We start from the raw sequence: 8973 nt of genomic DNA on the forward strand, positions 1-8973 counted from the left end.
AGGAACTCCCTTAGCGGTTCGCATCAGAAGCGCCAGATCACGTCGATAAACGCGCGGTGCATGTACGAGTCGACTTCTTTGCCGTAGGCATCGCCCGGCTTGAACACGCCGCCACGCAAGCGCACCAGGGCCGACGGTTCGTCGATCGACTGGCTCAGCGCAGCAGGCAACAGGCCTTGCTTGAAGTACTTGGTGACCACAAGGTCCATTTCCTGGCCGAGATCTTTGTTGCCATCTTCCAGCGGCAGGGACGTGCTGGAGAGAATCGCGCCGGTTGGGTCGGTGTCGTTCTCGACGGCGTTGATGCCGTTGCTGCCGACCGGCTTGTTGCCGTCGACGCGCCAGAACTTGTGGTAGATCACGCTGGCGTCGTACTCGTCGTTGAGCATCCACGAACCGAACAACGTAGCGGTCTGCATGTTGTTCATTTCGCCACGGAACGCTTCGCCGAAACGGTGAACCCGCGAGCGCGTACCGGTGTAGTTCGAGCGGTTGCTTTCCAGGCCGTTCTGTTCGTAATCGGCACTGGCGCGGGCATAGGCTGCACCGACTTGCCATTGCGGATCGAGGCGCAGGCGCACGCCGATGTCGGTGGCCCAGCCGTTGAGGTCTTCACCGCGCTTGGCTTCCGTCGGGCGAGTGCCGTCGGCGTTGAGCTGATTCACCGTGTCGGTGTCGCCGCTCATGCCGGTGATGCTGCCCCAGTAATTGACGGTGTTGGTGTTGCGGTAGTTGTAGGCGTCGCTGTCAGCGGTGAGGCCGAGCCAGCTGATGTCGCCGTTTTGTTTCTTGTCCAGCGAGTCGCCGGGCACGCCCGGTTCCGGGTAGTCGAGTTTGCCGTCATCGTGGGTGTGATGACCGCGAATCCCGACCCAGTTGCCCGGTGTCCATTGATACGCCGTGTCGGCGTAAACGTGCAGGCGATCTTTGTCTTTCGGTGCCAACTCTTTGAGGTCGGTACGGTATTCGCTGAAGCGTTCGGCGACGCCGACGTTGGCGCGCAACAGCGTGGTGTCGAAGGTCCAGTTCAGGGCTTCGATGTTGGTGTCGCGCCATTGGCCGTCGTCGTTGCGCAGGCGTTGACGACCGAGTTTCAGCTGCTCGCCCGGATAGGGCGTCAGGCCGCTGTAGCCGACCCAGAATTCGCGCATCGCCAGGTAGTTTTTCTTGGTCTTGCGATCACCATTGTCGGTGGTCTGGGTGCCGTCGCTGTCGGACTGCTGCAAGGTGTCGGTTTCGATGATGTCGGTGGACGTCACGGCCTGGCCCATGGCATAGGCACTCCACGCGCCGCTTTCGCCGTAGACCCAGGGACGCAGGTCGAGACCGACGCCATTGACGTCGCCGCCGCTGGCAGTGCCGAGGTCACGGTCGTCTTCGGACTGGCCGGTGATTTTTACGTCCAGACCGAAATTCTTGGTTTCGGTGATTGCCGCCAGGGTCGGGCAAGACCAGATCAGCGCAAACGTCAGGCCGATGCCGGCCTTCATGAATGGATTCAACTTCATAGGGATTCCTCGCCGTCTTCTTCTTGCAGGGCATGCAGTTCCAGCGTGTTCTGGCTCAAGGCACCACGAACGGCCTGTTCTTGTTTCAACAGGCGTTGGGCCTCGGCCAGCTGGGCAGGCGGCAGTTGGGCTTCGAGAGTTTGCGCAAGCTCGGTGGCCTGCGGGGTGTTCTGGGCCTTGGCCAGTTGGCTGAAGACATAAGCGTTAAGTGGGTCGGGCTTGGTGCCCTTGCCTTGGGAAAACAGTTGGGCGATGGCGAAGTCGGCGCTGTTCTGGCCGTTGCGCGCAGCGGTCAGCAAGTGATCCAGTGCCTTCTGCGAATAGACCTTGCCCAGGTAACCACGACGGTAGATCTGGCCGAGGTAGTAATCGGCGGCGACTTCCTTGCCGACGGCTTTCTGGAAATGTGCTTCGGCGACTTTCGCGTCCGCCGGCACCCATTTGCCTTCGTAGTAGAGCTTGCCGAGCAACAGTTCGGCGCGCGGCTGGTCAGCGGCGCGGCCGTTGTCCAGGTACTTCATCATCGTGTCGACGTCGCCGAGTTCCGGGAAGTCGTAGAGCAATTGCGCCAGGCTGACCCACGAAGCGGGGTAGGCGGGGGCGATGTCTTCGAGCAGCGACTGAGCGGTTTTTTCGTCGGTCTTGCCCAGGCTTGCATCACCGAGCACACGAGCGACGCTGTCCACGCGCTGAGCGGAAACGGTGCCACGGGTATGCGCCGCTTGCATCTGCTTGATCAGCTCGGCTTGCTGTTCCGGTTTGCCTTGTTTCTGGTAAACCGTGGCCAGCTCGACGTAGCAGATGTCGGTGGTGTTCAACGCGGCTTTGCAGATCGTTGCGACTTCGTCCAGGTGCTGGTCGTAAGTGCCTTGGGTGCGATAGAGCAGCACCTGGGCCAGGCCGGCTTCCGGTTTGCCTTCGGCGCGCCATTGGCTGATCTGCTGTTGCGCGTTGACGTTGGGGAAACTGTGCGGGTATTGCAGGTACAACATCGCCAGCGGGATCAGCGTGTTGCCTTCGCCATTGGCCGAAGCCTTTTTCAGCAGGGCTTCAGCTTCGTGCTGTTCGGCTTCGGTGGAACCGGGTTTGGCCACCAGCAAGCGACCCAGGCGAGCCTGCGCTCGCGGCGAAACGTCGGCCGCCGCGCGGTAAGTCGCCTCGGCCTGCTTGACCTGCGCCGGGTCGCGGCTGTCGACCTGGATATCGGCGAGGCCTACTTGAGCCTCGCTGTAGCCCAGGTCGGCGAGTTGCTTGTAGTTCTGCTGAGCCAGCGCGGTGTCACCGCGCTTGAGCGCTTCATTGGCCAGACGCTGGTCGGGCAGACCGGCGCAACCGGCCAGGCTGACGGCCAATGCCAAGGCACACACTGTTCCAATGTGGGAGCCAGCCTGCTGGCGATTCAGGCAGCGCGGTGCATCAGTTGAACCGCGTTGATCCCATCGCGAGCAGGCTCGCTCCCACAGGGTCTGCGGTGTGTTCAAGGTAGGAGTCGTCACAGGCATGTCCTCGACTTAAAGACCGGAAGCCATGGCTTTATCGATCAGCCAGTTCAGGTTCGGGCCACGGTCACTGTTCACTTCAACCGGGCGACCGGCGAACTTGCTGTCCAGCGGCTCGTCCGGCTGGATCAGCACGCGGATGTCGGACGACAGGTCGGCGCTTTTCAGGCTGGTGCTGCTGACGATCTTGCCGGTGCGGGTCTTGTCTTCGCCGGCAATCTGGAAGTTGACGTTGGTGCCTGGACGCACGTCGCCGAACTGGCGATAGGAGAAGCGCGCTTCAACGTTGGCTTCGCTGTTACGCGGCACCAGTTGGAAGATCACGTCGCCCTTGCTGGCGTACTGACCGTCGGCGACCAGTTGCTGGGCCACGGTGCAATCGCATGGCGAGGTCAGGGTGCCGGTCATTTGCTTGCCGAACAGTTCTTCAACCTTGGCCGGTTGCAGTTGATTGTCGTCAAGATGGCCCTTGAGCACGTCGAGCATGCTGGTGCTGAACGTCGCCAGTGGCGCGCCTTTGGCTGCAACGCCGTCGGCCTTGATCAGGCTTTGCACGGTGCCGTCACGGGGCATGGTGATGTTCATGCCGGGCACGCTGACCAGACCGGCCTGCGCGTGGCTGACGAAATACATGCCGTACACCGACTTGAAGATGAAACCGAACGCCGCCAGGCCGACGATGAAAATCGCCAGGCTGAAGGTCACTGCACGCAGACGACCGAACGCGCTCATGCCGTGGCCGCCGTCCTTCATCTTGCGCGCCTTGGTGAAGTTGTCTCGCTGCAGGGTGGCCAGCACTTCACCCATGCTGACAATGTCGCCGGCCAGGTGCGAGGTGATCAGGTGGCGCAGGGTCGAGATGTCTTGGGGTTCCAGGTTCTGGAACTGGCAGCCGGCACGACCGGTCTGGCGGTCGATGGAGCGCACTTGCAGCTCCACGTCCATGGCCAGGCCGAGGTTATCGATGACGAATTGCAGGCGAGCCTTGTACACGTCGCCGATTTTCAGCGGCAGTTGACCGGCGTTGAAGGCCAGGCCGCCGGCGGAGAGGTCGATCACTCGAGCTTCCATCGGGGTCCGGTCCGGACCGAAGAAGCGCAGCTTGGCCGGGATTTTCACTCGGGCGTGTTGGCGCTGGGCTTCTGACTCATGCACTACGTTGGCGTTGACGGCGGTATTCATAGGGGCGATTTCCTGGTTAATTCAATAAGGGGGCGGTCAGACCATCATCAGCAGCACGGCAACAAAGATGCTGCCGGCGGAGAAGGTCATGGTCCGAGACGACCAGGTGTTGAACCAACGTTGAAAGCTGGCGAGATCACGGGTCAGGGAAGTGGGCTGGCGAGTCCAGGACTGTTGGTCGAGGCGGAAGAACACGTAGATCTTCACCAGCGCACCGACGATCTGGTTGTAATAGAGAATCGCCGGGTAGGCCGGGCCGATCCGGTGACCGGACAACGACAGCAGCACGGTCAGGATCAGGCGGGTAATGCCGATCCACAGCAGGTACACGAGGATGAACGCGGTGCCGTACTTGAAGCTGGCGATCAGCGCGACCGTCAAGCCCAGCAGCGAGGTCCACATCGACACGCGCTGATCGAACAGCACCACCGAGGTGAACAGGCCGAGGCGTTTAACCCCCAGGCCCAGGGCGCGGGCGTTCTGGCGCAGGTTGTTGCCGTACCAGCGGAACATCAGCTTGCGGCTGGCCTTGATGAAGCTTTTTTCCGGCGGGTGTTCCACGGTGTGGATCGCGGCGTCCGGCACGTAGAACGTGTCGTAGCCCAGGCGCATCAGGCTGAACCAGCTCGACTTGTCATCACCGGTAAGAAACTTGAAGCGACCCAGGCGCCAGTGTTGCAGCGAGTCGCTTTCCACGTCGGCGATGAAGTCCGGGTTGGTGACCACGGAGGCGCGGAATACCGACATCCGGCCGGTCATGGTCAGCACGCGTTTGGACAGGGCCATCGAACACATGTTGATGTGACGCTGGGCGAAACGCAGCTTGTGCCACTCGCTCATGATGTAGCCGCCGCGCACTTCGCAGAATTCGTTGGTGGTCAGGCCGCCGACATTGCCGAACAGCTGGAACCACGGCACGGTCTTGAGCACGACGCCTTCGGCGAGCACGGTGTCGCCATCGATCACGGCCACCACGGCACGGTCGTCCGGCAGGTGACGGGAGATGGCGCGGAAACCGTAGGCCAGGCCATCACGCTTGCCGGTGCCGGGAATGCGCACGAAGTCGAGCTTGACCCGAGCCGGTGGATTCATCTTGGTCCACAGGCTTTTCACCAGCTTCTCATCGGACATTTCTACGATGGAGCAGACCATGGTGGTCGGCAGGCCGCAGTCGATCGCTTCGCGGATCACCGAGGCGTAGACCTGGGCGGTGGTCAGCGCGTCGATACGGAAGCTGGTGACCATCAAAAACACATGGGACGGGTCTGCCGCTTTACCCAGCTTGCGCACTTTGCGCCGCAGGTGCGGGTAGACCACGTACAGAAACAGCATGCCGCGCAGAAAGTGCGTGGCACCCATCGAGTAGCGCCAGATACCGACGATACCGATCAGGAAAATGAAGTCCTTCGACTCGGAGTCGAACGTGGACACAGGCAACGCCATGGCGATGCCCATCAAAATACTTAAGTAAAACAGCCAACCGGCGGCCTGAAGTAGGCCGTGCTTTAGCCTGTGCATAATCTGCATCCGTCTCGATCTCGGGCGAGGCCCGAATGGGTTAAGGCAGGCGTAAATGCCGAAGGTTGTGGCGCCCCGGAGGACGCTTTCGCCAGCAAGCTGGCTCCTACAGGGGATTCTTGTAGGAGCCGGCTTGCCGGCGATAAGCGCGAAGCGCTTACAACCTGCCGGTTACCAGCAGATGCCTTCGGTCCGGCCACTCACGCTGGTGGCTTTCGACATGAAGCCGACCAGGTCGATCACTTGCTTGCCGTGCGGAGCGTTCTGCGCCAGGGCGCGGAATTTTTCGTCACGGTTGCCGAGGATGATCACGTCGGAGTTGTTGATCACTTCGTCGAAGTCGGAATTGAGCAAGGACGAGACGTGAGGGATCTTCGACTCGATGTAGTCCTTGTTCGCACCGTGAACGCGGGCGTATTCGACGTTGGCGTCGTAGATGCTCAGGTCGTAGCCTTTGCCGATCAGCATTTCTGCCAGATCAACCAGCGGGCTTTCGCGCAGGTCATCGGTGCCGGCCTTGAAGCTCAGGCCCAGCAGGGCGACTTTGCGTTTGTCGTGGCTGGAAACGATGTCGAAGGCGTTCTGTACCTGGGATTCGTTGCTGCGCATCAGCGAGTTCAGCAGCGGTGATTCCACGTCCAGGGCGCCGGCGCGGTAGGTCAGGGCACGCACGTCTTTGGGCAGGCACGAACCGCCGAAGGCGAAACCAGGGCGCATGTAGTACTGGGACAGGTTCAGTGTCTTGTCCTGGCAGACCACTTCCATCACTTCACGACCATCGACGCCGCACGCCTTGGCGATGTTGCCGATCTCGTTGGCGAAGGTCACCTTGGTGGCGTGCCACACGTTGCAGGTGTACTTGATCATCTCGGCAACGGCGATGTCCTTGCGGATGATCGGCGCGTCGAGTTCTTCGTACAGCGATTGCAGAACGTCGCCGGACGCCTTGTCGAATTCGCCGATGACGGTCATCGGTGGCAGGTCGTAGTCGGCGATCGCGGTGCTTTCGCGCAGGAACTCAGGGTTCACCGCCACACCGAAATCAACACCGGCTTTCTTGCCGGAGCAGTCTTCGAGAATCGGGATGACAACGTTTGCGACAGTGCCCGGCAAAACGGTGCTGCGAACCACGATGGTGTGGCGGGTGGTCTTGTCACGCAGGACAAAACCGATCTCGCGGCACACGGCTTCGATGTAGTTCAGTTCCAGGTCGCCGTTCTTCTTGCTCGGCGTGCCGACGCAGATCATCGACAGGTCGGTGTCGCGAATCGCTTCCGCGAAGTTGGTCGTACCGCGCAGTCGACCGGTCTCGATACCCTTGGCCAGCAGTTCGCCCAGGCCCGGTTCAACAATCGGTGATTTACCGGCGTTGATCATATCGATCTTGTCTTTGGCGACATCGACGCCAACGACGTCATGGCCCCGTGCAGACAGGCAACCGGCACATACTGCACCGACGTAACCCAAACCAAATATGCTGATGCGCATCGCATTTACCTCTCGTTAACAAGACTGTGTTCAACAAGCCATTACATGGCCGGAATTAAGTGTGTTCAGCAGTTGTAGTGCGCTCGGAAGTGCGGCAGTCAGGCGCCACAATGCCGTGTACAGGCATACTAAGTTCCGAGTGTCTAAATAAGTGCACTCAAGGTGTGCGTAAACAGGCCTTATTATTATGACTTGCCCTGTTATGCAGCCGAGTCCTCTGGTCGAGGTCCTTCGTGCAAAGGTCTTGCGCGCTCAATGCCAGGCCGAAAGCCCGTAAATCAAGCGGTTTGGTGCTCAGGTGAGCACGTTTATAGGGGCGCAGCCTTGGCCATGTAGGGGATAGTAGTGATGCGTTATCTCCTTTCCTTCAGATGTTGCCCAAATCAGGGATTATGTAGCCGAAGTTATTGTGACAACTTCGCTACGTGAATCTCTTCTCTGTGTAAGTTATCTCGTACATGTTCAGAGATAATGGTTACCGGTGGTATGAGCTACGCATTTGGACATAGTTCCAGTCCGCCCATCGCGAATTCTGAAATTTCTTGAAATATTGAAAAAGATGGCACTGCTTTCATATTGATAGCAACGGCTGTTTCACCCTTGATACATAGGGGCGTCGTCGGATTAGATAGTTTTATGCCACTACTGATAATTTTTTTTAGTGCCACTACTGAAAAAAATCACGAAAGTCGAGTGAAACTAAAGTTAGGATTTTGATTGATTGAAAATTGGCGCCAAATAACTGGCGAAAAAGGCGGGGGATTGTTTGGCGATTTGAAGACGGTGCACGACAATTTTGAGGTCGTGCACCGACCGGGTGCATTTACTCGGGGGCGTGATCGCGCAGGAACACCAGATTGTCCGGTTTTGACTGCTCGGCACTGTACCGATAGCCCTGAACGTCAAACTGCTTGAGTGCTGCGGGGTCGTTGATGCGTTCTTCGATGACGAAGCGGCTCATCATGCCCCGGGCTTTTTTCGCATAGAAGCTGATGATCTTGTACTGACCGTTTTTCAGGTCCTTGAACTCGGTATTGATGATGCGGGCATTCAGGGCGCTGCGTTTGACCGCCGAGAAATACTCGTTGGACGCCAGGTTCAGCAGCACATCATCGCCCTGATCGGCCAGGGCTTCGTTCAACCATTCGCTGATGCGCGTGCCCCAGAAGGCATACAGGTCCTTGCCACGGGCGTTGGGCAATTTGGTGCCCATTTCCAGACGGTACGGTTGCATCAGGTCCAGTGGACGCAACAGGCCATACAGGCCGGACAGCATGCGCAGATGCTGCTGGGCGTAATCGAAATCGGCTTCGCTGAAGGTTTGTGCGTTGAGACCGGTATAAACGTCACCCTTGAACGCCAGCAGGGCCTGTTTGGCGTTTTCAGGCGTGAACGCCGGCGTCCAGCTGCCGAAACGCGCGGCGTTCAGCCCGCCGATCTTGTCGGAGACATGCATCAGCTCGCTGATCTGCGCCGGCGTCAGGTCGCGCAATTGCAGGATCAGCTCCTGGGAATGGTCGAGGTATTGCGGCTGGGTGAAACGCTGGGTGGCCGGCGGTGTTTCGTAATCGAGGGTCTTGGCGGGGGAAATCACCATCAGCATGAAGTCGTCTCCTTTAATCGTGGGGCGATTCTAGGGGGTTGTCCGTGTTGACTCCAGCTATCAAGTCCATAGGTGATGATCGGTGGCCACGATCCCCTGTAGGAGCGAGCGGTGCGGCGATCCGACTTGCCCGCGAAAGCGGTGTGTCAGTCGGCATCATCGGTAACTGATACAC

At 59.4% G+C, this 8973-nt stretch carries 6 protein-coding genes; all 6 read right to left on the reverse strand.

Translation table 11 applies throughout. The features are described 5' to 3' along the window. Positions 1-23: 23 nt before the first annotated feature. The 6 genes from IB254_RS28855 to yaaA all read right to left on the reverse strand — a co-directional run bounded on the left by IB254_RS28855 (position 24) and on the right by yaaA (position 8798). Complete coding sequence (locus IB254_RS28855; RefSeq protein WP_192227784.1) at positions 24-1508, reverse strand: alginate export family protein; 1485 nt, start codon at positions 1506-1508, stop codon at positions 24-26. Further along, a complete protein-coding gene (gene algK, locus IB254_RS28860) occupies positions 1505-3010 on the reverse strand; it encodes an alginate biosynthesis TPR repeat lipoprotein AlgK (RefSeq protein WP_192420832.1) in 1506 nt (501 codons plus the stop codon). The genes IB254_RS28855 and algK overlap by 4 nt, the downstream gene beginning before the upstream one ends. 9 nt (positions 3011-3019) lie before the next feature. Next, entirely contained in the window at positions 3020-4189 is a 1170-nt protein-coding gene (locus tag IB254_RS28865) for an alginate biosynthesis protein Alg44 (protein ID WP_192420834.1), read from the reverse strand. 36 nt (positions 4190-4225) lie between these two features. Beyond that, positions 4226-5707, reverse strand: coding sequence for a mannuronan synthase (gene alg8, locus IB254_RS28870; RefSeq protein ID WP_412548234.1), 1482 nt, complete (start codon positions 5705-5707; stop codon positions 4226-4228). Positions 5708-5878: 171 nt separating this feature from the next. Then, entirely contained in the window at positions 5879-7195 is a 1317-nt protein-coding gene (locus tag IB254_RS28875; RefSeq protein ID WP_008044520.1) for a nucleotide sugar dehydrogenase, read from the reverse strand. 823 nt (positions 7196-8018) lie between these two features. Then, complete coding sequence (yaaA, locus tag IB254_RS28880) at positions 8019-8798, reverse strand: peroxide stress protein YaaA (RefSeq protein ID WP_008025377.1); 780 nt, start codon at positions 8796-8798, stop codon at positions 8019-8021. Between the last annotated feature and the right edge of the window lie 175 nt (positions 8799-8973).

This window comes from Pseudomonas sp. PDM03 (assembly GCF_014852385.1).
GTDB classification, from domain to species: Bacteria; Pseudomonadota; Gammaproteobacteria; order Pseudomonadales; family Pseudomonadaceae; genus Aquipseudomonas; species Aquipseudomonas migulae.